Genomic DNA, 25,957 nt, shown 5'->3' on the forward strand with positions numbered 1-25,957 from the left:
CCCCTAAAGGGTATCTTAGGAAGGTAACCATCAATCCGGAGTGGGAGTACTACAAAGCCAAGCAACGAGAGCTCTTGTCAGATCCAGAATACAGCTTAATATACAGCCTTCGAAAAACGGATGTGGAACCCGCATTCGGACATTTGAAGGCGAATTTAGGGTTCAACCGATTCCATGTAAGAGGAATTGATAAGGTTCATAATGAGATTGGACTGGCGTTAATGGCCACGAACATGAGAAAATTGGCTCTGATCTTTAGAACAAATCAAAAGACCCAGCATTTTTATTCTTGTCGAATAAAAATCTGGGTTTTTTGAGGACTTACCTTACAGCCTCTGAATGATTAACTTAAAAAATTAATATACTTTTCAACTATATCTTTAGCAAATGTTTTTTCTTTTATAGATAAAACTGATAGGTGAGGACTTTCTGAAGACAATAAGTCTCGTAATGCTTGAACTGTATAAGTTGAAATTTCTGTATTAACATTCATCTTACTAATACCAAGACTTACGCACTTCAAAATATCTTCTTGGGGAACACCCGAACCTCCATGTAACACAAGCGGGATTTTCAATAAATCATTAATCTCTCTTAATAAATCAAACTTAATATCTGGATCTCCTTGATATAATCCGTGAACTGTTCCGACGGAAACTGCTAAAGCATCGACATTGGTTCTTTCGACAAATTTTTTAGCTGATTGGGGATCTGTTAATAATTCTAAATCAGTACTTAATCCTTCATGAGAGTGAGATCCAATCCCCAGACTTCCTAACTCAGCTTCAACTGTTACTCCATATTTATGAGATAATTCGACAACTCTTTGAGTATTTTTAAGGTTTTCCTCAAAATCTAATTTTGAACCGTCATACATAACAGAGGTAAAGCCAGCTAAAATTGCTTGTTTGATAACAGAAATATCATCACAATGATCTAGATGCAGACAAACAGGCACTTCCGCTTCTGAGGCTAATGACTGAGTTAAAGCTGCCATGGTCTTTAAACTCATATTTTTTAAATACTTGGCTCCAAACGCTATAATTACAGGTTTATCCTTTTCACTTGCAACCTCAATCACTGCTTGCGTTGTCTCTAGGTTGTAACAATTAAAAGCTCCTACTGCATATCCATTCTTATACGCGTGATCCAAGACACCATGAAAATTTACTAACATGACTCCTCCTAATTCTTAAGATCTTCTAACCAATTTTTAAATTCTGAATTCTCAAGAACCTCAGGGTTTACTATAAATTTAGGGTCTCCATCTTCTAAAAATGCTTGAACATCTTCCATTAGCATATATGGTGAATTCGTTAAAGCTTCTGCTGTCGTACCAGCAATATGAGTTGTTAACGTAACATTATCTAATTCTAGGAATATACTATTTTCAGGTATTGGCTCAGTTTCAAAAACATCTAAAGCTGCCCCCATTATTTTACCTTCCTTTAAAATCTTTCCAAGGGCATCTTGATCAACTAATCCTGCGCGTGCAGTATTTATAAAATAAGCTGTCGGCTTCATCATCTTGAGCTGATTTTCACCAATCATATGATGGTTTTCATCTGATAAACGTGCATGTAGTGAAACGATATCAGAATTTTGCATTAAATAATCTAATTCAACTTTTTCACAACCATGTTTTTCAATATCTTCAGCCTCAGTATATGGATCGTAAACTATCACTCGTACATCAAAACCTGATAATTTTTTTGCGACTAAAGCACCGATATGCCCAAAGCCAACTAGACCTATGGTTTTGTCATGCATTTCAATAATTGAATCCGTATTAACAAATGTTTTACGCCATTCACCATTTTTGATTGAATGATGAGCTCTAGCTATATTTCTATTTTCAGATAACATCATTCCAATTGTAAAATCTGAAACTGCATGAGCATTTCTACCCTTAACATTAAATACTAATATCCCTCTTTTAGTAGCTTCTTCTACATTAACATTCTCTAAACCTGCCCGAGAAACCCCAACAATTCTTAAATTTGGCATTGTCTCCATTACATTTTTTGAGATTGGTACAAAAAGTCCCATCAAAAACTCGGCATCGGGACCTTCATTTTTAATTGTTTCATCAACTTCTTCGATTTCTGGGCCATGCTTTTCTACTTCAAGACGGCGATATTGAAGTTGCCCCCAATCAGATTCCCAATCATTAACTATTACCGATTCAGCATACTTATTTAAATGTTTTTTCCAAGCTTTTTCAAAACCTTCACCTGGAATCATCGCGTCGCCAAGTAAAATCGCCTTTTTCATAACTGTTCCTCCTTAATTTCTCGAACACAAACGTAAGTCGAACACTTTCGTTTGGTTGTTTTTACTGTAACACATCTGAAGATAGTATGCAAGCGCTCTCTTTGGCTATAATAATTACTTCTCAGGATAAATTTATGACAAAAGAACTAAGATGTTAAAACATTTAATTGTGATTTTTTTTACAAATATGCTATACTAGCATCAAAACAATCTATAGAATGGTGAATTTATGTACAGTGAAGAACGGCATAATAAAATTGTTGAGCTCATCCATATTAACGGAAAAGTCTCTGTGAATGACTTAGCAAAAAAATTCAAAGTTTCAAAGGTTACTATCAGAAGAGATTTAGAGCTTCTTGACATGAAAGGTATTGTTCAAAGGACCTATGGCGGAGCCATCGAACCAAAATCCATTTTGAATGAATATTCTCTCTCAGAAAAAGAACAGAGAAATATACCCGAAAAGAAGCTTATAGCTGAAAATGCTCAATATTTTTTAGATAATGATATGACAGTGTATTTAGATTCAGGGACCACCACAAAATTTATTATTAATCATATACCTAACTACTCGGATGTAACAGTAATTACTCCAGATGTTCAAATTGGCTATGAGCTTTCAGCTTTTAAAACCATTAATTTAATACAATTAGGTGGTAGAATTGATAGATCAATACTTTCTGCCAATAGTATTGAAACCATACTTCAGTTAGAAAAAATTCACTTCGATATAGCCTTTATCGGGTGCGATGGTTTTGATTTAAAAAATATTTACGCTTCTGATGAAATAAGAGCTAATTTAAAGAAAATTGCTTTAAACAATACCCATAAGAGGATTTTATTAGCAGATAGCAGTAAATATCCTAAAAAAAATATGTATTCTGTAGCTAAAATAAAGCAATTTGATTCTATTGTTACAGACCGTAAAGATAAAGATCTTATTCGAGATCTACCAAAAAACTGTAAAAATGTAAGGTTTACAGAATGTTAAATATTATATTTAATCAGAGTCGCTAAGTAAAATAAAGTATTAAGTGCATTAGTTTTAAATCTAATGCACTTTTTTTATTGTATTTAATAACTTTTATGATTTTTATCAATAAAATTGACTTGAAATTTTAGTTTCAAGATACTCTGCACACTCCACAAGAGTAAATTCGTCACCAATAAGACCTCCTTTAGTGACGATTGCTTTATGATCTAAATCTCCTCCCATAATAGATCCATAAACTGCTAAAGGTATAATCTCATCTTTAATTTGAATACCAGTAGTATTTGTTAATTCTAAAAATGCTTGAGTAATATCCCCACCTGAGGTATAAACTCCACCCAATTGACTCCCCATTTTAGAGGCAATTTTTTCACCAATGATTGCCACATTTTTACTTATTAAAGCAGAGGCTTCCCTTGGAGTTATCCCGGCTTTATCAGCAGCTTCTGTTAAATTAAGCTTATCTTCTTTTTCAATCATGGTCGCTACTAAAAACATTGAGTAGTCGCCTAAGCGGCTCAATACTTTAGATGTAACTCTTTCAATTTCAGCTTCTCTTTTACCACTGTACAGCAGCTTTTCTGCATCTATCCTTACAACATACGGGTCTAATTCTGCTCGTAGTCTGGCAATTTGAGAAATTGCTATAGTACTTACACTACCAACGACAAATAGCATTTTTTGTTTATTTTTCTCGCTACCAACTGTACTGGAATGTTTCACTAAATAATAAGTGAAAGGCCCTGGATCGACAGACACAAAATCAACGTTCGCTTCTAAAGTGGCTCTAGCAATAGTTTCAATATCCTCATTTGTGCATGCATCTATAATAATTAATTGTGCTCCGTTTTCTTTTAACGCAAGAATTGTATCTTTAATCGCGTTAATTCCAAGCATAATCGTTTCCATTGAAATAACGCCAATTTCACGATCAGTTTGCTCCTTAAATACATTAATCACACGCGAAGTCGTAACTGGACTCGTAGGATCATTTTTGACGTCAGTTAATTCAAGAGGAATTCCATCAACTAACATATAATTTCCAATCACAATTTTGCCTGAATCGGGAAATGCTGGTACGATAATCCCCAATGTATCATCCCCCAATACATCAAGCATCGCATTCAATTCATAACCATTATTACCTCGCAACGTAGAATCTATTCTCTTATTAAAAAATTTCACATCAAGATTCTTTAAATGTTCCATTTCCTTATAAACTGTATTATACGCATCTTCTGGGCTAATTCCACGAGAATCCGTGTGAATACCTAATGCATCGTAGTCTTCATAATTTTCAATATTCTCACTATTACTTACTGTCCCTACCTTGTATCCATGCTTAGCTAATAATGAATTTGATACATTTGATCCAGTCATATCATCAGCAATAATTATTGATTTCATATTTGTTCTCCTTAAAAGCGTTTTCATTATTTTTTAATTAATAGATCCTATCTTAATATAGGATCTATTAGAGCGAATTAATTTTTCTTTTCGTGCTTTTCTTTAAATGCATGAGCATATTTAGCTGCTAGTCTTATAGCTTCAACCAAGCTAACTTCACTTACAATTCCTTTTCCAGCAATGTCAAATGCCGTTCCATGGTCAACTGAGGTCCTCAAAAACGGTAAATCATGGGTGATTGAAATTGTTCTATGAAAATCTACCATTTTGGTCGCTATATGGCCTTGATCATGATATAAGGATAATACGCCGTCATATTTCCCATTTAAAGCTTGATAAAAAACTGAGTCAGCGCCAATTGGGCCAAATACGTTTACCCCTTCTGCCTGCATTTCTTCGATAGCTGGTATAATTGAATCGACTTCCTCAGTACCAAATAAACCATGCTCGCCATTATGTGGATTTAATCCAGCTACTGCAACCTTGGGATTATCTACTCCTAATGTATCCAAAGCATCAATGGTCCGATGAACATAATGTTTGATACCTTCTTTAGAAATCAAATCACATGCTTCCTTTAATGAAACATGTTTTGAGTAAAATGTAACTCTTAAATCTTGAACTTCAAACATAGTTAAGGGATCTTCAACTCCAGTAATACGCGCCAGAATATCAGTGTGCCCCAATTCAGAAATACCTGCTGCATTTAATGATTCTTTATTAATTGTTGTTGTTGCCATTGCTGCAGCTTTACCATTAATACATAAATCGGCAGCTTTTTCAATATAATCTAAAGCGGCACGTCCGCATTGAGCTTGAACTTGACCATATTCAAATACTGAGTCATCAATATTGTCTAAATCAAATAGATCGATAGTTCCCTCATTATAATCTCCTTCTGTAAGATCACTAATAGTATTAATTTTTAAATTTGTCTGACAGATTTCATTGGCCTTTTCTAAAATTTGCTTATCTCCGACAACAGCAATATTAGCATCCTTAAATATACCTTCATGAGAAAAAGCTTTACAAACAATTTCTGGCCCTACTCCGGCTGGATCTCCCATGGGTACAACAACATATTCTTTTGTCATCTTGAATCTCCTCTCACTTTCAATATTGTTTACCTAACCAATATACAACATTTATAAAACGGTTTCAATATCTTTCGTTTATTTTCTTTTGCTTTCGTTTAAAACTTATTTAAATTTTTACAACATAATTACTATGATAGTCTCTATTTTCACGTTCAAATTAATACGTTAATAAAATCTAAAAAAGCTCAGAAAATCAAAGATTTCTGAGCTTTATATGTTTTAAAAACTTATGAAAATCTATTCAATCAATCCCTTAACCAAATTATACATATACTGTTCGGCATCAAATTGTTGAAGGTCAGTTGCCTGTTCGCCTAAGCCGATGTATTTTACAGGGATATCTAAATCATACCGTATAGACAATATCACACCACCTTTAGCAGTGCCATCTAACTTGGTTAGGACTAATCCTGTAATATCAGTTGCTTCATTGAATTGTTTGGCTTGAACTACTGCATTTTGACCAGTGGTCGCATCCAATACTAGTAGCACTTCTTGAACACCATTGGGATTTTCTCTTTCGATGATGCGTTTAATCTTAGCCAGCTCTTGCATCAAATTGGCCTTTGTCTGTAATCTTCCAGCAGTGTCTACCAGTACAAAGTCGTACGCTTCTTCATTAGCCTTTTTTATACCATCAAAAACAACTGAGGCAGGATCACTGTTTTCTGGTCCCGTAATAACAGGTATATCTAAGCGCTGCCCCCAAACATTTAACTGCTCGATAGCGCCCGCCCTAAAAGTATCAGCAGCAACCAGTAAAACTTTATGGCCTTCTTGTTTCAGCTGGTAGCCAATTTTTCCAACACTGGTTGTTTTCCCAACCCCATTCACCCCAACAAAGAGAATAACTGTCGGTCCCTTGGGATTAATGGTTAAACGCGCTAAATCTTCTTCATCATCTTTTTCATAAATTTGAACCATCTTCTCAACCATTACTCTTTGGACATCTTCAGGTCGGTGTACATTTTGGGCTTCAATCTCATCACGGATGGCATCGGTTAATGCGAGTGTCATATTGAAGCCAACATCAGCTGAAATGAGGAGCTCTTCAAGATCTTCATAAAATTCTTCATCCACTTCAGTGAATCCCGTAAAAAGTTGGCTAACTCGCTCTGTGAAGCTTTGGCGAGTTTTTTCCATTCCTTTGTCGTAAGTCTCAAATACTATCTGATCTTCTTTTTCCTGGAGTTCTCCTTTTACAACCTCATCCTCACCAGTAAAAGCTCTTCTTATTCGATCAAAAATTCCCATCTTATCTCTCCTTTAAATAATGGTAAATAGCTTGCGCTACCCCACTCTGATTGTTGTCTCCTGTAATATAATCAGCAGCTTCTTTAATTTTTTCAATAGCATTTCCCATAGCTACACTGGTACCAGCCATCGCAATCATTGAATAATCATTATCTTGATCACCGATAGCCATTATATTACTAGGCTCAATTTTCAACAAGTTAGAAAGCTGAGCTAAAGCCTTACCTTTAGAAGCATTTCTGGGTGTAATGTCAATACTATTTTCAAGTGCTTGTTTTACTGAATATTTACTTAATAGTTCAGGACTAATATTCTTTATTCTCTCAACAAATACTTCTTTTTCTGCACAACAAACAAATTTATAAAAACGTTGATCGTCAGGGATTTCACTGAAATTAATTTTGTTTATCTGAAGTGGTGTGACTTTTGAATACTGAGAAAGTTCTCCTTGATCTAATGGCTCATACACCTTCTCTATATCAATAGCACTTATTGGTAAACCAATTCGTCTCATTTCATCGGACCATACTTTGAGATCAATAATTGTAAAATAATTTTCAGTTATTTTATTTCTGTCACGAGCATTAAATATAATTCCCCCATTATAAGTTATAAAATAATCATCCTCAGCATTAAGGTTGATTTTATCAACAAAATCCTTCATTGCAGGATAAGGGCGCCCTGTACAAATCACAATTTTTACTCCCTTATTTTTTGCAAAATGCAAAGCCTTAATATTTTCTTCAGAAAGATTATGATTACTATCCAACAAAGTACCATCTAAATCGATTGCAATTAATTTAATCATTCATCTTCCTCCAATTCTTTGCTAGCTTCACTCAATCTTACCGATGCAAGTTTTGAAACGCCGGATTGTTCCATCGTTACACCATAGAGAACATCGGCATGTTCCATGGTCCCTTTTCGATGGGTAATCACGATAAATTGAGTCTGTTGGGTGAAATTTTGAATATACTCACCATATCGATAAACATTAGCATCATCCAAGGCGGCTTCCACCTCATCAAGAACCACAAATGGTACTGGCTTAACTTCTAAAATAGCAAATAAAAGCGCAATCGCTGTTAAGGCTCGTTCCCCTCCAGATAATAAGGCTAACTTTTGTTTTCTCTTTCCAGGAGGTTGGGCAATGATATCCACCCCTGTCGTCAAATAGTCCTTAGGATCTGTCAATTCCAAATAAGCTGACCCACCAGCAAACAAGCGCTGAAAAGACAGTTTAAATTGATCATTAATCGCATGAAAGGTCTTAGAAAAGCGGCTAATGACCTCCTGATCCATCTCTTGCATCGTCTGATGTAACTGCTCCATAGCTGTCAGTAAATCAGTCTCCTGCTCTAATAATTTTTGATAACGCTCATCTAAAACAGCAAAATCATCTATCGCTTGCAGGTTAATAGGTCCTAAACTTTGAATATTTTTTTTCAATTTTAATATCGCTTTTTTACTTGCTTCAGGTTGGTCCACTGGAGAAGCTTGTTGAAGCGCTGCTTCGTAACTCAATTGATATGCCTGACTCAAATGATCCAAGCCCTTATCAATCGCTTCCTTTAACCGATCGATTTGATTCTCGAGCCGAGTGCTTAGCTTAAATGTCTCCTGCTCATTTTTGTGTAATTGTTCAGTAGAAATTTCAAGCGCTTGGCGTTTATCAATTAGGGTTTGACGTTGATCTCTTTTCAACTCTAAATTTTGCTTACTAGTTTCAAGAGCCTCAGCTTGCTCCTTTTCTTGTATTTGAGTTTTCCTTAACTGGTCCGCTAACTCTTTAGAACTTTTCTTGGATAGGCTAGTTTGCTGAGATAACTTCAACAGTAATTGTTCTATTTCTTTAAATTCTTGCTGAAGTTCTGCTTTTCTTTCGTTTTTTTGACGTATTTGTTCTTGATTAATCGCTAAATCTGTCTGCATGAGATTTATCTTTTGATTGCACTCATCTAATTGTTTTTGTCTTTGATCCTTATCTAAGTCCAATTGGCTGAGTTTGTGGTCCAAGTCATTAATATTATTTTCAAGTTGCTGTTTCATTTCTTCAGCACGAGCTAATTGTTCTTTAGCATCTAATAGACTTTTATGGGCACTCTGATACTCATCTTGAGCAATCAAAAAACCTTGTTGAGTTTTTTTCTGTTGCTGCCCCATTTGGTCTAGTTCAGCTTGTAAAGCTTGGATTTGACTGGTTAAGTCATCAACACTTTGCGACACTTTTTGGCTCGCAATTTCTAACCGCTTCACCTGTTGTAAGTCCTGCTCACGGTCACTTTCTTTTAGAGCTAGATCTTTTTCATATTGAGCTAAATCTACTTCTAATCGATCTAATTCATTACGTCGAGCTAACATCGACGGAGCTTGATTCTTATTCTTTCCTCCAGTAACAGACCCCCCAGGGTTGAGCAGGTCTCCATCCAAAGTTACAATTCGTACCCGATGCTGTAAGCTTTTTGCCATCTCTTGTCCGTGTACTAAGTTATCTACTACCACTGTAGTGCCTAACAGATTATCAATAATTGCCTGGTCAATCTTATTAAATTCAATTAATTGTGAAGCAATTCCAATAAAACCGGGCAAGCCTTGAGCAATGTCTAAATGATTAAAGTTTAACTGTCTCGGCTTAATGTTAGTTCGCGGTAGAAAGGTAGCGCGTCCAGCTCGATTTTCTTTAAGAAAATGGACGGCTTGCCGGGCAGCTCTATCATCTTGAACAACAATATGCTGTTGTGAAGCCCCTAAAGCTATATCAATTGCTTGTTGAAACTTTGGCGGGACTTTAATTAAATCAGATACAGGACCATCAATTCCAGAGAGTTGGCCTCGTGCTTTCATCACAGCCCGTACCCCTTGATAGTAGCCTGTATATTCTTCTTGATTAGCCTTTAAGGCTTCCAAACGTGCCCGTATTTGATGAATTTGACGTTCTAATTGATAGATTTGACTTTCTTTGTCTTGGCTTTCATGTCTTAGAGCTTGTATTTGATCAAGTAATGAGCCGTGTTTTTGCTTTGCTGGTACAAGTTGCTCATTTAGGTCAGAAAGCTGTGATTTGATTACTTGAGACGATTCTTCATACTCTTCTTGGGAGTCTCGGTATTTTTTCACCTCAATCAATCCTGCTTGCTTAGTTTTTTCGTCACGATCCATCGAATCCTTTAGCTGATTGATCTGGTTATTATTATTAGCTTGTTGTTGATAGAGATCAATAAGTTGACCTCTGAGATCAGTTTCTGATTCTTTATTTAAATTCAATAATCCTGCTTTATTCTCTTGTAAATCAGCTAAGACGGTTTTCATTGACTCCGTACGTGTCACCAAGCCTATGCATTCTTCTTCTAAAAGTTTAATTTGTTGATCAAGGGTTTCCTTTTTTTGCTCTTGACTAGCTTGGTCTTCTTCTTGTTGGCTGGCCGATGAAGATTGGAAGTCAATTTGTTGCTGAATCATTTGACTTTGAGCCTTCAATTGCTCATATTGTTGGATTTGGTCTTGATAGTGAGCATTCAAAGCTTCAATTTCCAAGTGAAGTTTATTTTCCTCAATTTTAACTTCATTGAGTTTGTCTTGATCTTTTTTTAAATGGTTAACTAATTTTTCATAGTCCGCTTGAAGTTCCTTATATTCCGCTTCTTTTTGAGTCCAAATTTCTTTATCCTCTTCTATTTGATGGGTATATAGGGAAACTTCTAAACTTTGTAATTGAGATTCAAATTCTTGGAATTTAAGGGCCGCTTCTCTTTGTTCCCTCAAGGGGTCAATTTGTAGCTCTAATTCGTGAATAATATCTTTTACACGATTCAAATGATCCTGGGACTTATTTAACTTAGCTTCAGCTTCATTTTTTCGATATTGATATTTTTGAACACCAGCAGCTTCTTCGAAAATCGTTCGCCTCTCCTCAGGTTTGTTGAGAAAAATTTGTTCCACTTGCCCTTGAGAAATAATTGAAAAACTGTCTTTACCTAAGCCAGAATCTAATAATAAATCAACAATATCTTTTAAACGGACCGTCTCATTATTAATGCTGTAGCGACTATCGCCATTTCGATTATAACTGCGACTGAGGGCTATTTCACTAAAGTCATAATCCAAATACCGATCTTCATTGTTAAATACGAGAGTCACTTTCGCGCGGTTTACTGCTTTACGTGCTTGAGTCCCATTAAAGATAACATCCTCCATCCGACTCCCTCGCAAACTCTTAGCTGATTGCTCACCAAGAACCCAGCGAATGGCTTCTGATAAATTACTTTTTCCACTACCATTTGGTCCGACCACAGCAGTCATTCCACGATCAAATTCAATAACTGTTTTATCAGCAAAAGATTTGAATCCAGTCATTTCTATTCTAGTTAGATACACCTTTTCCCTCCTTTTATTGTTTATATTATAACATAGCTTAGCGATTCATTATGGCATGATAAGCAATTTTAGCTGCTTGTCTTTCTGCTTGCTTTTTACTTTTTCCTTTTCCTTTGGCCAAAAGTTGATCATCTAAGAAAACGCCAGACTCAAAGGTTTGGTTATGAGCAGGACCTTCTTGACTCAGCACTCGATATGAAATAACCACAGATCCTTGAGATTGCAACTTTTCTTGTAGCAGGGTTTTATAATCTTTGTTTACTGCCTGGATAACGGCTTGGTGATTCTCTAAGAGGGCTTCTTTTAAAAACTGCTCAACTACCTCATAACCTTGATCCAAATAGACTGCCCCTAAGAAGGCTTCAAAACAATCTGAAAGGATCGATTTCCGTTGATCTCCTCCACTCATTTTCTCTCCATGTCCTAAACGAATAAATTGGTCAAAATGATATTTTTTAGCCAGAAAAGCCAGACTATCCTCTTGGACCAGGGTCGCTCGGGTTCTAGTTAAAAAACCTTCTGGCTGATCGGGATAATATTGATACAAGAACTTGGAAACAACAAGCTCTAGGACGGCATCTCCAAGAAATTCTAACCTTTCATTGGATTCTAACTTTAATTTTGTATGTTCGTTTACAAATGAAGTATGTCTAAAAGCCGTCTCAATTATATGTTCTTGGTTCAATTTAACTGGTAAAATTTCATTGATGTGATCAATTAATGATTTCATATTTCCCCCTAAATAAAAAAGTCCTAAGATCTCTAGACCTAAGGACCTCTACCAACTATCTAACTTGATCGATGTAATTCACGGCATCACCGATTGTATTCAATTTTTCAATTTTATCATCTTCAAATTGAATATTATATTTATCCTCTAACTCCATCACTAACTCAACGACATCTAGTGAATCGGCCCCTAAATCATCGAAACTCATTGATTCTGTGACAGATTCATCTTGAACACCAAAGCGTTCAACAATCATTGATTTAACATCATTAAAAATTTGCTGATTCATTTTAAGCCTCCCTTTTAAGAATATTGTACCGACTTTTATAGGAGATGTCTAATCTTGAGCCGATAAGTTATCAAAATAATGACTCGTTACTTGTGTAGCGCCTGATTCTACAACAGATGCTGCTTGCAAAATGGCGTCCTTAAGAGCTTGCGCATCACTGGATCCGTGAGCTTTTATAACAGGTTGTTTGACCCCTAGTAAAACAGCTCCACCAGTAGTCGACAAGTCCATGGTTTTAATTTTTTTCTTTAAGGCACGTAGGGCCAAGCCTGCTCCCAACTTAGCTGATAAGCCAGAGTTAAGCAAAGTTTCTTTAACAAAATGTGCTATAGAACTTAGGCTTCCTTCAATAGCTTTAAGAACGGCATTACCAGTAAAGCCATCAGAAATAACGATATCTACGCCACCTTTTAATAGTTCCTTGGCTTCAATATTTCCAATAAAGTTAATTGATTTTTCTGTTTTAAGTAGCTGAAAAGCTTCCTTAGTCAGACTTGATCCCTTACCCTCTTCGGTTCCGTTATTCAAGAGTCCGATTCGTGGATTTTTCTTTCCAAGTACTTGGCTCGCATAAAAATTCGCTAGGATTGCAAATTGATGCATATTTTCAGCTTTTGTATCAGCATTGGCTCCAACATCCATCATGATGACATGATCTGCCTCTTGAGTTAGGGTTGGCAACATGGCCATGAGACCGGGCCTTTGAACATTTTTCATTCGTCCGATAATTAATAACCCAGCTGCCAGCAAGGCTCCTGTATTTCCCGCTGATACTAGTCCGTCCGCTTGCCCTTCTTTAACTGCCCGAGCGGCTACAACCATAGAAGCATCTTTCTTGCGTCGAATAGATGAGACAGGCTCATCTTCGCCTGTAATCACTTCACTTGTCCCAACGATTTCAACTCTTGATGTTGCCTTTAATTGAGAGCGAATGATTGCTTCATCTCCGAATAAAACAAGTTCCAGATCTTCCTTATCAGACAAAGCTAGATCTGCTGCCTGAATCGTTACTTCGGGTGCGTCGTCTCCACCCATAATATCTAAAGCTATTTTTACCATACTTCCACCTTCTTAATACAATAATTAGAGCTCGATTGGGTCCGTTTGGACCCATTGGATAATCCGTTTATACTCCTCTTCCTCAATCAAATAGGGATGCTTGATAATTTCTTGAACGTCTTTACGAGCCACTTCCAAAACAATCTGATCTTCAAATAAATTAGCATACTTAAAGCTAGGAAATCCACTCTGAGCATGTCCTAAAATATCTCCCATACCACGAATCTTCATATCTTCCTGACTAATGTAGAAACCGTCTTGAGAATCAACCATGATCTGCATCCTTTGCTTGCCTTGATCAGTGGTAGGATTAGCAATCAAATAACAGTAACTAGCCAAGTCACTCCGGCCGACCCGTCCTCTTAATTGATGTAGTTGAGCGAGACCAAAGCGTTCAGCTGATTGAATAACCATAATTGTGGCATTAGGTACATTAACGCCTACCTCTACCATCGTCGTGGCGACCAAGATCTGAGTCTGATTGGCTTCAAATGCTTGCATCATCAGCGTCTGGTCCTGCTTAGAAAGTTGTCCATGCAGAAGACCAATTTGATAATGGGGAAAGCGTTCCTTCAACCTACTATAAGTGGCTTCAACATTTTCAACATCCGCCATTTCCTCAGATTCACTAATTAGTGGCAATACATAATAAACTTGATGTCCTCTAGCTAATTCTTGCTCCATTTGATTATAGACCGTTTCAATTTGTCCTTCTTTTACCAAGCACGTATGAATCGGTTGGCGACCACTAGGCAATTCATCAATCGTTGATACTGACATTTCCCCATAGATAGACAGTGCTAATGATCTAGGTATAGGCGTAGCAGTCATTTGTAATAAATTGGCAGACCTATCGCCTTGCTGGCCTTTGTCTAGTAAGGCTTGTCTTTGCCCAACACCAAAGCGATGCTGTTCATCAATGATAACAAGGCCAAGATTTCGGAAGGTCACTGAGTCTTGAATCAGAGCATGGGTTCCAACAACAAGCCGAATTCGTCCACTTGCTAGACCCTCAATTGTCTCCTGTTTTTCTTTATTTGGCGTTTGACTAACCAGTAATTCCATATGCAAACCCACTGCTTCAAATAATTCATTGAAAGACTCCTGGTGTTGAGTCGCTAGTATTTCTGTCGGCACCATTAAGACTGACTGAAAACCAGCAGTGAGAGTAGCTAGCATGGCAATAAAAGCAACTAAAGTTTTACCACTTCCAACATCTCCTTGAAGCATTCTTTTCATAGGAAAAGCTGATAGTAGATCACGACAAATTTCATTAACTACTTGCTTTTGAGCCTGAGTAAGTTCGTAGGGAATGGCTTGAATGTACTCTTTTAATAATTGGTTATCATAATGAACTTCAATTCCTTGATGACCCTGTAGCGAATGCTGAGCCTTTTGAATTCGCCACTGATAAAGAAAGAACTCCAAATATATAATTTTACGAACCGCTTGCTTATGATGCGAACGAGATTGGGGGAAATGCATCTGGCCAATGGCTTCTCTTAAACTCATTAATCGATACTTATCATTTAAAGTTTGAGGAATCAACTCTGGTATGACCTCTTGATAATCTTGATAAGCTTGATGAATGGCTTTAATGATTTGATTTTGTTTTAATCCCTTAGTGGAATTATATACTGGATCAAAGCCTTGGCCTTCCTTTGAATGTTTAATCATCTTCATGCCCAATAAATTTTGCCGATCCGCCTGCCATTTACCATAAACCGCTTGCTCTTGCCCTAATTCAATTTGTTTGGCTAGATAAGCTTGATTAAAAAAAACAACTTGAATAATCGGGCCATCCGCAAGAGCTAATTGAAAATTCAATCTATTTTTCCGATGGCCGTAATAATTAACCACCGGTGGAGTGACCACTTGCCCCTTCAAAGTCACTTTTTCACCATCTAAGATGGATTCAAGAGAACGCTCAGAAATATCTTCATATCTAAAAGGAAAGTGAAAAAGGAGATCATAAACTGTTTCAATGCCCAGTAAGTGAAATCTGTCAGCAGTTTTAGGACCAATGCCTTTTAGCGATGTAATGGGATCTAATAATGACTTCACACTCCACCTCCTTCATAAGCAAATTCAAAAACAAGGTAATTCTATAGAAGAATTACCTTGTTCAGTTTACTCAACTGCTAAAATATAGTGATAAACGGGTTGGTCTGTTTGAGCTGAATCAAATTCAAGCTCCGGATATTGCTCTTCATAACTATCCACCAACATACGAACTAGGGATTCGTCTCCTTCTTGTCCAATGAGAATGGTAACCAACTCGCTGTCTTCATTTAACATCGATTCCAAAGTTGTTTTGAGTGTCTCTTCAATTGTCGGAGACGCATTGGTGATTTTGCCTTCAATCAAACCAATGTAGTCACCTTCCTTAATAACTAATCCGTCAATCTCACTATCACGAATAGAGTAAGTGACTTGTCCAGTCATCACTTCTTGACTGGATAGAGTCATTGATTCCTTGTTACCTTCCAGTCCTAGATCCGACTGGAAGCCAACCATGGCATTAATTCCTTGAGGAATAGAAGTAGTAGGAATAACTAAGCAAGGCTTGTCACTAACTTCAGCCGCCTGTTCAGCAGCCATAATGATATTCTTATTATTTGGAAGGATAATAATTTGCTTAGCATCAGCTTTTTCAATCGCCTGTACAAAATCCTGAGTGGAAGGATTCATCGTCTGCCCGCCCTCAATCACATGATCTACGCCAATTGATTGGAAGAGCTCTACCATACCTTGGCCAGCAGCTACAGTGATAATGGCATATTCTTTATTAACGTTCACATTTAATGAATGACTTGAATTATCGTCAGATTTAGTTTCAGTATGGTTTTGTTTTTCTAAGTCTCTGACTTGTTCGCGCATATTATCAACCTTGATCTTAATAAGTTCACCAAATTCTTGGCCTAATTGCATTACATGACCAGGATCTTCAGTATGGACATGGACTTTAACAATCTCATCGTCAGCTACTACAAGAAGGGAATCCCCTAATTGATTCAAGGTTTCTCTAAATTGATCATAATCAAATGCTTCTTTTACTGTAGGCCCCTGACCGATGCGTACCATAATCTCCGTACAATAGCCATAAGTAATATCTTCCATAGATAGAGGATGTTCTTCATTATCATTGGCGAACATAGCATGCGAGTGACCTTGATGACTAGTGTCCTCGGGTTCAGAAGCGACCAATTCTCCAGTTAAGCTAGCAAGAAAGCCTTCATAAATACATAGTAACCCCTTACCTCCAGAGTCTACTACGCCCACTTGCTTCAAGACTGGTAATAAATCTGGTGTAGAATCTAATGCAGCTGATGCGCCTTGTACGATTCTGCGCATGATTTCAACAATATCGTTAGTATCATTTAAAGCCTCTTCGGCAGCAATTCCAGCTTCACGAGCAACAGTTAATATAGTTCCTTCTACAGGTTTCATCACAGCCTTATAGGCAGAATCTACGCCACCCACAAAAGCAGCTACAAATTGTTCTGCTTCTAAGTCTTTATAATCAGCAATCGCTTGCGAAAAGCCTCGGAAAATTTGAGATAAAATAACACCAGAGTTTCCGCGTGCTCCCATTAGCAATCCCTTAGCAAGAGCTTGAGCTAACTCTCCTACATGATTTGCTTGACTGGCTAACAAATTATCTTTACCTGAGACAAATGACATATTCATATTTGTTCCTGTGTCCCCATCTGGCACTGGAAAGACATTCAATGAATTGATTAGCTCAACATTGGCAGTCAAGTTACTTGCACCAGCAAGTACCATCTTTTGAAAATCCTCAGCCTTTAATTGCGTTAATTTCAACTTTCGTCCTCCTAACTGTCAAGTCGACCTAATCGTCGATCTTAACTCCTTGTACATGGACGTTTACATAGTCGAGTTGAAAACCTAATAAACGCTCCACATTATAAATAACGGCTTCTTGAATATTCTGACAAATAACAGAAATCTTAGTTCCATATGTAACCAGAATGTATACATCCACACTCACATGATTATCATTTTGAGAAAGAACGATTCCCTTTGTATAATTGTCACGTCCTAAAACCTCAATCAAATTATCACGAAAGAAGTGCTTGCTGACCATCCCAACAACTCCATAATTGTCAGTAACAGCCGCTCCAATAACCGTCGCTATGGCTTCATTGGTTAATTGAATCACACCATTTGGTGTAGGTATTTTCAAGGCCATGTTAATCCTCCTAAATTTTAAACTGTTGCATATAAAAATAACAATAATATCTTACCATACCCATCGAAAAAAACAAGATAAGTAGCTAGATGCCCAAGTATTTTGGAAAAATATCCATTATTAGGCTTGAAACCTATCCCTAAATATGATAAATTACTCTAGTATGAAAAAGCAGAGACAGACGCTCCTGCAGATAAAGGAGGAATAAGAATGGCTAAAGAATGTTATTTCACTGGGCGTAAAGCACGTTCTGGTCAAAATCGTTCACACGCTTTAAACGCTTCTAAGCGTACTTTCGGTGCTAACTTACAGAAAGTTCGTATTATGGTAGACGGTGAACCTAAAAAAGTTTGGGTTTCTGCTCGTGCCTTGAAGAGCGGTAAAGTACAACGTGTATAATTTTAAATCGATACAGCAACTTCCAGTTTGGAAAGTTGCTTTTTTTATTTAAACAAAAAGGAGTTCCAACAATTGGAACCCCCAATAAATTAAATATGCTGTTCACTTTCAAGAATAGTTCGGTCAATTTCTCCTTCACCATGAGCAATAATCATAGCAATCAAGGCGTCAGCATCAACGTTTAGTACCGTTCTAAACATTCCTGAAAACCAATCGATTCCAGCTAGTAAACCGATACTTTCCAAGGGTAAACCTAATGCTGGGATAACAATAGCTAAGGCTACGAGACCCCCACCAGGCACCGCAACAGTTCCTAGTGTAGCTAAAGTTGATAAGACTACCGTTTGAACGGCATCTGCTACACCAAATTCCAAACCATAGAATTGCGCTAAGGTGATCGCTGCAATCGCTAAAAATAAAGATAAACCATTCGAGTTCATGGCCATTCCCAAAGGACCAACTAAACCAGAAATCCGCTTAGAAACACCGAGTTTATTTTCTTGATCTTCCATTTTAACTGGTAAAGTAATGGCTGAAGAAGTGGTGGTAAATGCCATTATGGTCATACCCCAGATCTTCTTCAAAATAAGAACCGGGCTAACCTTAACAATCATACCTGAAACAATTAACCAAATAACCATAAAAATAATCGTTCCGATAGCCATGGTAAGTAAGAACTTACTTAGAGGAATTATCACTTGGAAGCCGATCCGCCCAGTTACATCTGCCAATAAGGCAAAAATACCAATTGGTGCTAGATTCATAATGAATTTTACCACTTGTAAAATAGCTTGATTGAACTGATTGATCCCTGACTTTAGGGTGGTTAGATCAGTCGTTACTGATAGAACACTGATTGCTAAACCAAATAACAAAGCAAAAATAATAACTTGAATCATCGAACCTTCAGCCATAGCTTGAACTATATTTGTAGGGAAGAAATTTAATACCATCTCTTCCAAGCTAGGGCTTGCACTCGCTACTTGACTACTCGCTTCCAGTTGAATATCTAAACCCGCACCTGGTTGAATTACAAAGCCTAAAAATATTCCTAGGGCTGCTGCTAATAAGGTTCCTCCTAGAAACCAGACCGCCATCTTGACTCCTATTTTACCCAATTCTTGTGGATCCAGTCCACCCACCGCTTCAATAACGGCTCCCATAATCATAACTACAACGGACATTTGAATCAATCTTAGAAAGATATCACCTAGAATTTTAACAGGTGCTATACTAGGCCCCACCAAACTACCAACAACAATTCCTAAAACCATCGCAATCATAATTTGGGTCGTCATATTAATCGACCTTAATTTCTTCATCAAAAAACCTCCTTAAATAATATAGTGCCATTATACTAAAAACGCTACCAATTACCAAAGAATATAATTTTTATATATGATTGTATATAAAAAGCGAACTATCTAAATAGATAATTCGCTTTATCAGCTTGTAATCAGACTGCTACTTATCCTCATCGACTTCCATGACCAAAATCAGTCCTTGGCTTAACTCAACTTTCACTGATTGTCCACTCAGGAACTCATTGCTAATTAAGGCACGAGGATATGAAAAACTTGTCGAATCTAGTTCATAATAAGCGCCCTTAATTTCAAAATCTTTAACGGGGGTTAAACTAATGAAAGATAAGTAGCGACTGCAAATAAAATTCTTAATTTCATGCTGTCCTGGTTTCAGAAAATAAGCCAGGTGATTTTTTTCAAGAAATAAGACTCGATGGATAATGGATTGAAAACGAGGTTGGTAAGCTAACCAAATATTAGACAGCAGATGGTCTAAGCGTCCCTGCCCTTGACCAAGCCCCCCTAAAATCACGTATTTTGAGTTCGGATAATGATTCTTAGCAAATTCAAGAGCCAATTCCATATCAGTATCATCTTTTTGTGATGGATGAGTTAGAATCTTATCCGCCTTAGCAGTGATCTTGTCTTTTTCTTCTTTAGATACGGAGTCAAAATCTCCGATAGCTAGATCTAAACGGTTAAAAGCTGACAATAGGGATAAGGATCCCCGGTCAACACCAATTAAAATTAGTTCCGAATTGGAATGATACTCAATGTATTCTTGTAACTGGTCGATAGCAGGTTCACCCGCACCCCCACATAAAATCACTAAAGGAGCAACTTCGTCCATAATTCTCAATTTACCCTTTCAATTGACTAATGGCTTGTTGACGATTCTCTGCTGCGAACAAGTAAGATCCTGATACTAAAACGTCCGCACCGGCGTCGATACAGGCCTGGAAGGTCTCATTGTTAACTCCACCATCCACTTCAATCTCATAATGGTAGTTATTTTCATGGCGAAGTTGTTTCAAAAGGCGCACTTTATCTAAGGTTTCTGGAATGAAACTTTGTCCGCCGAAACCTGGGTTAACAGTCATAATTAAAACAAGATCCGCTAAATGTAGAACTGGTCGAATCGCTTCAACTGATGTACCTGGATTAATAACGACACCCGCTCGTTTACCTAATCCCTTAATTTGTTGCAGTACACGGTATAAATGGTTTGTCGCTTCTTGGTGTACAGTAATAATATCTGCTCCAGCCTGAGCAACAAGTTCAACATATCTCTCTGGCTCTTCAACCATCATATGAACATCAAAGGTGATATCTGTCTGACTTCTAAGCGCTTGAAAAACCATGGGACCAAATGAGATATTTGGGACAAACATTCCATCCATTATATCAATATGTAAATAATCCGCGCCTGCTTGAATCATATCCAAAATATCTGCCTGTAAATGATTAAAATCAGCGCTTAACATAGACGGGGCAATTTTGACTGACATTTATTTTCTTCCTTTCTTTACTTTGCCATAATCAGGCTTCCGCTGTTCAATTTTTTCAACAATATCAACATAATTTTTGTATCTGCTTTCAGCAATTTTTCCCTCTTCTAGCTCTTTTTTTACCTGACAGTTTGGCTCCTTGATATGGATACATGAACGAAACTTACAAAACTGACTAGCTGCATTAATTTCAGGGAAATATGTTTGAACTTCTTCGCTGGATTCAATTTGTTGATGATCAATCGCAGAAAATCCCGGTGTATCAGCAATTAAAGCTTCTCCTACTGGATAAAGAGTCACTTCTCGTGTCGTGTGCCGTCCTCGGTTTAAGGACTGGCTAATAGCCGATGTCTCAATATTTGCTTGGGGTAATAATTTATTTAATAAAGTTGATTTACCCACTCCAGACTGCCCCATCACTGCCCATAATTGGCCAGATTCTTCTGAGAGCAAGTTTAGAAGAAATGACATTGGTTCACAAGATAGAAGTATTTGATATCCCACTGCTTTATAAATTTTCTTGATTTTAGAAACTAATTTTTCAGCGTCTTTTTCACCCTTTTCTTGAACCAGTAAATCATATTTACTTAAATAAATAAGGGGGCGAATGTGGTAGGACTCAACCATGACTAGAAAATAATCCAATAAATTATAAGAAAAGTCCGGCTCAATAAGAGACATCACAATGATTGCTTGATCCAGATTAGCAAGCGGTGGGCGGAGAAATTCATTTATCCGAGGAAGGATTTCAGTGATTGTTGCCGGATCTTGACTTGACTTTGAATCTAATTCAACCAGAACCTGATCTCCGACTAATGGTTTGAGCTTTTCGTGACGAAAAAGTCCCTTTGGCTTGGTGGTAATTAAACCCTCGGATGTCTCGACATAATAAAAACCACTGAGTGCTTGATAAATTCTTCCTTGAATGACTTGATTATTTGATTGATCCATGGATTCTCCTTACTGCGGATAAACTTGATTACTTTCTGCTATAACGTCACCATCGCGAGTGATGCGGTACTGGCCAACACTATTTGATGGGATATATAAGGACAGTTGAATCGGTTGAGATTCAGTGATCTCAAACTCTCTAGCTAGTTCTGTGATCTTGTTATTAGCATCTCCGATAAAAACTTGGATTTTATTAGGTAAAGGCTTTTCTTGATCAAGATCACTAGACTCATAGGTAGGCACGTATTCGACATACTCCTCAACTTGAGTGCTAACATTTTCACTCGCCTCAGGACCTTGAGAGACTGTCACTTCAATCGATTGACCCGCTTCTAATGGTGTGCCTGGTGCTGGTTTTTGACTGATTACTTGACCCTTAGGGACAAATTCACTGTACTCATAGACTTCCTCAACATATACACCGTATTCTTCAGCAAAATGATAGACCATATCTACAGATAAATTATAAAAATCTTGCATCACAATCGAATCGCTGGAACTGCCAACAGTCAAAGTGATCGGTGTTTCACTAGGAACAACTACTGATCCCGGCTCGACACTTTGGGCCAAGACAACTCCCACTTGACTTGGATCGGTAGTCGCTATTCCACGCCGCTCTACTATAAAGTCTGCATCAGTTAATAATCTCCGGGTAGCCTCGTAGTTTTGTCCGACATAGTCATCTAGCTTAACCTGAGTTTTACCTTTAGAAACGATTAAATTCACTGCTTGATTTTTTTTGATTCGCTTGCCTGCTTCTGGTTCAGTTTCAATCACTTGTCCATTCTGGATAGTTTCATGCCAATTTTCAGAGACATCACCAACTTGCAAGTTGGACTTGGATAATTTCTGAGAAGCTTCTTCCTGAGAGAGACCTGTTAAATTAGGTACTGTAGTCATTGCAAAGAAATTATTGAAGATTAGGAAACCTCCCACCAGCAAACTCAAAGCTACTACAAAGAGAATCAGCCATGATAACCATCGCCGACGCTTTCTAGGGGGTTCAAGGGGAGCCACTTGATCATAGGCTTGAAAATCAAAGTCTTCCAAGTCTTGATCTGAGCTAGATTGGTGGCCCGATTCTGTCTGAATCGGTTGTAGAACCAAGGTCTTATCCATATCTTCTTGAGGTTGGAAGATAGGCTCATTCATTCGATTGACACTCAAACTGGTTGATAAATCACTCAGCATGGCTTGAACACTCTCATAACGATCAGCAGGATCCTTAGCTGTTGCCTTTAGGACTACATTCTCTAAGCTTTGTGGCACATAATCCAGCTGCTCTCTAATTCGTGGAAAAGGTTCTTGAAAATGCTTTAAAGCGACAGAAACAGCCGATTCGCCATCATAAGGAACAGAGCCGGTTATCAGCTCATATAAAACGACGCCTAAGGCATAGATGTCAGATTTAGTGGTTGCATTTCCTCCACGTGCTTGTTCTGGTGATAAATAATGAACGGATCCTAATAAGGTGTTGGTTTGAGTAATCGAAGTATCAGTCAGAGCAATAGCTATCCCAAAGTCAGTTATTTTCACTTGATTTTTACCGGTAATTAGAATATTTTGAGGCTTAATATCGCGGTGAATAATTCGGTGACGGTGGGCAATTTCGATTCCAGCTAATATTTGACTCATAATGGATACGGCTAACTCTAAAGAAATAGGAGCATGCTCTTGGATAAAGTGTTTGAGATCCGTCCCATCTACATATTCCATGACAATATACTGTTGATCATCTTCTTCATCAACGTCATAAACTTCAACAATATTATGGTGAAGAAGTTGGCTGGCTGACATCGCTTCTCTTTGGAACCTTTTGATCGCTTCTTTGTTATCTTGGAAGTCAAATCTTAGGACTTTAACTGCCACATCACGGTCCAATATTAAATCACGTCCTAAATAAACATTGGCCATTCCTCCGGTTCCAATCAGAGAATTTAGCTGATAGCGATTAGATAACTTATCTCCTATTTCAATCATTCCACTCACCTCCTTGATCTAGATCCGATACAATAATAACCGTAATATTATCAGAGCCACCCGCTTCATTAGCAGCATCAATTAAACGATGGCTAAGATTACTTTGATGGTCTTGGTTGTTGAAGAAATCTACCAAGACTTCTTTTGTTAGCATATTGGTTAATCCATCGGAACACAGCATCACAATATCTACTTGTTCCAAAGATAGATTTGTAATTTCATAGGAAATCTCTTCAGTGCCACCGATGGACTGGGTCACTACATTCCGCCGAGGATGGGTCTGACCTTCCGCCTCAGTGATTTCTCCAGATTTGATAAGCTCATTAACAAGAGAATGATCTTCAGTCATCTGAATTAAATCTCCGTCCTTAAATATATAGGCCCGACTATCACCCACGTGAGCTAAGAATAAAGTATGGTCGATAATGAGAGCCAAAACCAGTGTGGTCCCCATTCCTTCATACTGTTCAGCTTGTTTGGATAAATCGAGTATATATTGATTAACCGCTTCGATCATTTGACCAATCCACTCACTTGCCTGGTCAATTTCAATCGCTTGATCCAAAGATTCAAAACGAGAACCTAAATACTTAGTTGTGGCTTGACTGGCAATATCACCAGCTTGTTGACCACCTACTCCATCACAAAGCACAAAAAAGGTTTGACCAAAACTATTCGTAAAGTAATCAGCATAGTCTTGGTTAGACTTCCTTTGCTTACCTACATTTGAATGAATTGAAATTTTCATTCCTTCACCTCTATGTTTTTCTAACTATTTTTGATAATTCTAGCAATAAAAAAACCATCCGTCTGAAATTGGTTAGGCCACACCCGAATAAAACCATCTGAAGTAATCAACTCGGGATTGCGTACTTCATCTGGAGTAATGGCTAACACTGAGTAATTGGAATATTTTTTTAAGAAACGCTCGATCGCCTCTTCATTTTCCCCTCTGGTCAATGTACAAGTACTATAAATTAAGATACCGCCTACTTTTAAATATTGCTCTACATTCTCAATTATCTGTTCTTGAATGACTTGCAAGGCGGCAACCGATTGAGGAGTTTGGCTATATCGGATCTCTGGTTTGCGGCGCAAAAGACCTAAGCCAGAGCAAGGCGCATCTAGGTATATTCTATCATATAAAGAAGAGGAATCTGGCTTAAATTTTCTTGCATCAGCTAATTTTAAGTGCAAGCGATCTTCTAAGCCTAAACGCTTCCTGTTTTCATCTAGTTTATTTATTTTTTCGGCTGAGACATCTATCGCTGTCACTTGCCCTCGATCGAGAAGACCCGCAATATGTGTAGCTTTTCCCCCTGGGGCTGCACAAGGATCTAATACATGCTCATCCCCAGCTAAACGGCCTAAGGGAGCAACCAACATCGAACTTTCATCTTGAATTGTGATCAATCCCTTTTTGAAGACTTGACTATCTGCTAAATTTCCCTTGAGTGATCGAACAGCCTCGTTTGATAAGACACCCGGTTCAACTTGATAACCTTCTTCTTTTAAAGCTTGAATCACAGCAGACTGGCTCATCTTTTTTTCAGGATTAATTCTAGCACTTACATAGGCCTTCTCATTAAAGGATTTAAGAAGCTTGTCGATATCTGATCCAGGATAGACTGATTCGAGTTCATCAATGATCCATTGCGGGATCGAATATCGGATCTCTTCTTTATCAATCTTACCAAGATCCACTGGTAACCAGTCACGTTGAAATTTTCTCAAAATGGCATTGATAAATTTAGCTAGACCTTGATGACCGTTGATTTTACCAATTTCAACAGCCTCGTTGATGACCGCATGATCAGGAACTCGGTCCAAAAAGATTAGTTGATAAAGACTCATTTCAATCAAAGTTTGCACCCATCGATCCGTTTTCTTACCCTTAGTTAAAAGCTCAAAATAATAGTTCAAAGTCAGCTTTCTTTGCAGGCATCCATAAACAAGTTGAGTCATTAATCGTTGGTCAGCTGAATTTAGTTGAGAATTTTTTAAGCTCTCATTAATTAATACATTTGAATAGCCCTCTTGATATTCAATCTGATATAAAATATTTAAAGCTTGGAAACGAGCATTTTCATTGAAATAATTCTTGGCTCTTGATTTTATTTTCATATT

At 37.5% G+C, this 25,957-nt stretch carries 22 protein-coding genes and 1 pseudogene; 3 read left to right on the plus strand and 20 right to left on the minus strand.

What is annotated here, in order from left to right:
* Positions 1–343 (plus strand): annotated as a pseudogene (locus tag T408_RS11090) (transposase); the annotation flags it as partial.
* On the opposite strand, the gene T408_RS0106320 reads toward T408_RS11090, so the two are convergent.
* Complete coding sequence (locus tag T408_RS0106320) at positions 344–1,177, minus strand: class II fructose-bisphosphate aldolase (protein ID WP_028119195.1); 834 nt, start codon at positions 1,175–1,177, stop codon at positions 344–346.
* Positions 1,178–1,185: 8 nt separating this feature from the next.
* Positions 1,186–2,274: a 2-hydroxyacid dehydrogenase gene (locus T408_RS0106325; protein WP_028119196.1), complete on the minus strand. Its 1,089-nt coding sequence runs from the start codon at positions 2,272–2,274 to the stop codon at positions 1,186–1,188.
* A 229-nt stretch (positions 2,275–2,503) separates the two neighbouring features.
* On the opposite strand from T408_RS0106325, the gene T408_RS0106330 reads away from it, so the two are divergent.
* Entirely contained in the window at positions 2,504–3,265 is a 762-nt protein-coding gene (locus tag T408_RS0106330) for a DeoR/GlpR family DNA-binding transcription regulator (RefSeq protein WP_028119197.1), read from the plus strand.
* Between the two features lie 105 nt (positions 3,266–3,370).
* Here T408_RS0106330 and T408_RS0106335 read toward each other — a convergent pair whose 3' ends face one another.
* From T408_RS0106335 to T408_RS0106385, 11 genes are all read right to left on the minus strand, one after another.
* Positions 3,371–4,672 (minus strand): four-carbon acid sugar kinase family protein, encoded by a 1,302-nt coding sequence (locus T408_RS0106335; RefSeq protein WP_035420302.1) that lies wholly within the window; start codon positions 4,670–4,672, stop codon positions 3,371–3,373.
* Positions 4,673–4,749: 77 nt separating this feature from the next.
* A complete protein-coding gene (pdxA, locus tag T408_RS0106340) occupies positions 4,750–5,766 on the minus strand; it encodes a 4-hydroxythreonine-4-phosphate dehydrogenase PdxA (RefSeq protein ID WP_028119199.1) in 1,017 nt (338 codons plus the stop codon).
* A gap of 240 nt (positions 5,767–6,006) precedes the next feature.
* Positions 6,007–7,023, minus strand: a complete 1,017-nt coding sequence (ftsY, locus tag T408_RS0106345) for a signal recognition particle-docking protein FtsY (RefSeq protein WP_028119200.1) — start codon at positions 7,021–7,023, stop codon at positions 6,007–6,009.
* Between the two features lies 1 nt (position 7,024).
* Positions 7,025–7,831 carry a Cof-type HAD-IIB family hydrolase gene (locus T408_RS0106350; RefSeq protein WP_028119201.1) on the minus strand — a complete coding sequence of 269 codons (807 nt, stop codon included), beginning with the start codon at positions 7,829–7,831 and terminating at the stop codon, positions 7,025–7,027.
* Positions 7,828–11,397, minus strand: a complete 3,570-nt coding sequence (gene smc / locus T408_RS0106355) for a chromosome segregation protein SMC (protein WP_028119202.1) — start codon at positions 11,395–11,397, stop codon at positions 7,828–7,830. Before smc ends, T408_RS0106350 begins: the two co-directional genes overlap by 4 nt.
* A 37-nt stretch (positions 11,398–11,434) precedes the next feature.
* On the minus strand, positions 11,435–12,127 hold the full coding sequence (gene rnc, locus T408_RS0106360; RefSeq protein WP_028119203.1) for a ribonuclease III: 693 nt from the start codon (positions 12,125–12,127) through the stop codon (positions 11,435–11,437).
* A 55-nt stretch (positions 12,128–12,182) separates the two neighbouring features.
* The gene (gene acpP / locus T408_RS0106365) at positions 12,183–12,416 is read right to left on the minus strand and encodes an acyl carrier protein (RefSeq protein ID WP_028119204.1); all 234 of its coding nucleotides are present in this window, start codon (positions 12,414–12,416) and stop codon (positions 12,183–12,185) included.
* 48 nt (positions 12,417–12,464) lie between these two features.
* Positions 12,465–13,475 (minus strand): phosphate acyltransferase PlsX, encoded by a 1,011-nt coding sequence (gene plsX / locus T408_RS0106370; RefSeq protein ID WP_028119205.1) that lies wholly within the window; start codon positions 13,473–13,475, stop codon positions 12,465–12,467.
* 24 nt (positions 13,476–13,499) lie between these two features.
* Positions 13,500–15,539: an ATP-dependent DNA helicase RecG gene (gene recG / locus T408_RS0106375; protein ID WP_028119206.1), complete on the minus strand. Its 2,040-nt coding sequence runs from the start codon at positions 15,537–15,539 to the stop codon at positions 13,500–13,502.
* A gap of 66 nt (positions 15,540–15,605) precedes the next feature.
* Positions 15,606–17,300: a DAK2 domain-containing protein gene (locus T408_RS0106380; protein ID WP_028119207.1), complete on the minus strand. Its 1,695-nt coding sequence runs from the start codon at positions 17,298–17,300 to the stop codon at positions 15,606–15,608.
* 28 nt (positions 17,301–17,328) lie between these two features.
* Entirely contained in the window at positions 17,329–17,688 is a 360-nt protein-coding gene (locus tag T408_RS0106385) for an Asp23/Gls24 family envelope stress response protein (RefSeq protein ID WP_028119208.1), read from the minus strand.
* Between the two features lie 210 nt (positions 17,689–17,898).
* On the opposite strand from T408_RS0106385, the gene rpmB reads away from it, so the two are divergent.
* Positions 17,899–18,087 carry a 50S ribosomal protein L28 gene (gene rpmB / locus T408_RS0106390; protein ID WP_028119209.1) on the plus strand — a complete coding sequence of 63 codons (189 nt, stop codon included), beginning with the start codon at positions 17,899–17,901 and terminating at the stop codon, positions 18,085–18,087.
* Positions 18,088–18,176: 89 nt separating this feature from the next.
* Here the strand turns inward: rpmB and T408_RS0106395 are convergent, their stop codons facing one another.
* From T408_RS0106395 to rsmB, 7 genes are all read right to left on the minus strand, one after another.
* The gene (locus T408_RS0106395; RefSeq protein WP_035420305.1) at positions 18,177–19,409 is read right to left on the minus strand and encodes a dicarboxylate/amino acid:cation symporter; all 1,233 of its coding nucleotides are present in this window, start codon (positions 19,407–19,409) and stop codon (positions 18,177–18,179) included.
* Between the two features lie 142 nt (positions 19,410–19,551).
* Positions 19,552–20,241 (minus strand): thiamine diphosphokinase, encoded by a 690-nt coding sequence (locus tag T408_RS0106400; RefSeq protein WP_051444827.1) that lies wholly within the window; start codon positions 20,239–20,241, stop codon positions 19,552–19,554.
* 10 nt (positions 20,242–20,251) lie between these two features.
* On the minus strand, positions 20,252–20,899 hold the full coding sequence (rpe, locus tag T408_RS0106405) for a ribulose-phosphate 3-epimerase (protein WP_028119212.1): 648 nt from the start codon (positions 20,897–20,899) through the stop codon (positions 20,252–20,254).
* Positions 20,900–21,850, minus strand: a complete 951-nt coding sequence (gene rsgA, locus T408_RS0106410) for a ribosome small subunit-dependent GTPase A (RefSeq protein ID WP_035420306.1) — start codon at positions 21,848–21,850, stop codon at positions 20,900–20,902.
* Positions 21,851–21,859: 9 nt separating this feature from the next.
* On the minus strand, positions 21,860–23,830 hold the full coding sequence (pknB, locus tag T408_RS0106415) for a Stk1 family PASTA domain-containing Ser/Thr kinase (protein WP_028119214.1): 1,971 nt from the start codon (positions 23,828–23,830) through the stop codon (positions 21,860–21,862).
* Positions 23,823–24,578 carry a Stp1/IreP family PP2C-type Ser/Thr phosphatase gene (locus T408_RS0106420; RefSeq protein WP_028119215.1) on the minus strand — a complete coding sequence of 252 codons (756 nt, stop codon included), beginning with the start codon at positions 24,576–24,578 and terminating at the stop codon, positions 23,823–23,825. The genes pknB and T408_RS0106420 overlap by 8 nt, the downstream gene beginning before the upstream one ends.
* 20 nt (positions 24,579–24,598) lie before the next feature.
* Entirely contained in the window at positions 24,599–25,954 is a 1,356-nt protein-coding gene (gene rsmB, locus T408_RS0106425; protein WP_035420309.1) for a 16S rRNA (cytosine(967)-C(5))-methyltransferase RsmB, read from the minus strand.
* Positions 25,955–25,957: the final 3 nt, after the last annotated feature.

Source organism: Hutsoniella sourekii ATCC 700629, from assembly GCF_000518205.1.
Classification (GTDB): domain Bacteria; phylum Bacillota; class Bacilli; order Lactobacillales; family Aerococcaceae; genus Hutsoniella; species Hutsoniella sourekii.

Bases quoted from the DNA above. Each gene is read 5' to 3' on its own strand.
- T408_RS0106320 (WP_028119195.1), bottom strand. From the start codon at position 1,177: ATGTTAGTAAATTTTCATGGTGTCTTGGATCACGCGTATAAGAATGGA.
- T408_RS0106325 (WP_028119196.1), bottom strand. From the start codon at position 2,274: ATGAAAAAGGCGATTTTACTTGGCGACGCGATGATTCCAGGTGAAGGT.
- T408_RS0106330 (WP_028119197.1), top strand. From the start codon at position 2,504: ATGTACAGTGAAGAACGGCATAATAAAATTGTTGAGCTCATCCATATT.
- T408_RS0106335 (WP_035420302.1), bottom strand. From the start codon at position 4,672: ATGAAATCAATAATTATTGCTGATGATATGACTGGATCAAATGTATCA.
- pdxA (WP_028119199.1), bottom strand. From the start codon at position 5,766: ATGACAAAAGAATATGTTGTTGTACCCATGGGAGATCCAGCCGGAGTA.
- ftsY (WP_028119200.1), bottom strand. From the start codon at position 7,023: ATGGGAATTTTTGATCGAATAAGAAGAGCTTTTACTGGTGAGGATGAG.
- T408_RS0106350 (WP_028119201.1), bottom strand. From the start codon at position 7,831: ATGATTAAATTAATTGCAATCGATTTAGATGGTACTTTGTTGGATAGT.
- rnc (WP_028119203.1), bottom strand. From the start codon at position 12,127: ATGAAATCATTAATTGATCACATCAATGAAATTTTACCAGTTAAATTG.
- acpP (WP_028119204.1), bottom strand. From the start codon at position 12,416: ATGAATCAGCAAATTTTTAATGATGTTAAATCAATGATTGTTGAACGC.
- plsX (WP_028119205.1), bottom strand. From the start codon at position 13,475: ATGGTAAAAATAGCTTTAGATATTATGGGTGGAGACGACGCACCCGAA.
- T408_RS0106385 (WP_028119208.1), bottom strand. From the start codon at position 17,688: ATGGCCTTGAAAATACCTACACCAAATGGTGTGATTCAATTAACCAAT.
- rpmB (WP_028119209.1), top strand. From the start codon at position 17,899: ATGGCTAAAGAATGTTATTTCACTGGGCGTAAAGCACGTTCTGGTCAA.
- T408_RS0106395 (WP_035420305.1), bottom strand. From the start codon at position 19,409: ATGAAGAAATTAAGGTCGATTAATATGACGACCCAAATTATGATTGCG.
- T408_RS0106400 (WP_051444827.1), bottom strand. From the start codon at position 20,241: ATGGACGAAGTTGCTCCTTTAGTGATTTTATGTGGGGGTGCGGGTGAA.
- rpe (WP_028119212.1), bottom strand. From the start codon at position 20,899: ATGTCAGTCAAAATTGCCCCGTCTATGTTAAGCGCTGATTTTAATCAT.
- rsgA (WP_035420306.1), bottom strand. From the start codon at position 21,850: ATGGATCAATCAAATAATCAAGTCATTCAAGGAAGAATTTATCAAGCA.
- pknB (WP_028119214.1), bottom strand. From the start codon at position 23,830: ATGATTGAAATAGGAGATAAGTTATCTAATCGCTATCAGCTAAATTCT.
- T408_RS0106420 (WP_028119215.1), bottom strand. From the start codon at position 24,578: ATGAAAATTTCAATTCATTCAAATGTAGGTAAGCAAAGGAAGTCTAAC.
- rsmB (WP_035420309.1), bottom strand. From the start codon at position 25,954: ATGAAAATAAAATCAAGAGCCAAGAATTATTTCAATGAAAATGCTCGT.